Source organism: Autumnicola edwardsiae, from assembly GCF_031846505.1.
GTDB lineage: Bacteria > Bacteroidota > Bacteroidia > Flavobacteriales > Flavobacteriaceae > Autumnicola > Autumnicola edwardsiae.
Genome location: NZ_JAVRHP010000320.1, coordinates 1 through 397 on the forward strand (window position 1 = coordinate 1; position 397 = coordinate 397).

A 397-nucleotide genomic window follows, 5' to 3' on the forward strand; every position below is an offset into this window, starting at 1 on the left:
GGATTCGCGTATGTTTATTTACCATTTTTCAAGCGGGGAAATTGTGGATATTAGTTACGACAAGTCTGATGGAACTAATGATTTTGATCCAAGGTTTTCCCTGAATGAAGCTGAAGTAATTTTTGTAAATACTTCTAACGACGGAATTTCACCGAAAAATATCTACATTCAGAGTATAGGTGCTGATAGTAATGAAAATGAGAGCAGAACCGAACTTGTCCAGAATGCGACGATGCCGGGACTGGGAATAAGAATTAACCACCCAATTTTTGAAGTGGAAGCGGTAGTCTCTAATGGCTGTCGCTTTTGCTTTTGAAATACTTCACTGGCAAAACTAAACTTCTTATCTTTGAGCCTTTAATTCAATTTTGCTTATGAGTCAGGAAGTTAGTAAAAG

The 397-nt window shown here is 37.3% G+C and carries 1 pseudogene; it reads left to right on the forward strand.

Going from position 1 to position 397, the window contains the following annotated elements:
- Window positions 1-316, forward strand: a pseudogene (locus RM529_RS17860) (hypothetical protein); the annotation flags it as partial.
- Window positions 317-397 lie beyond the last annotated feature (81 nt).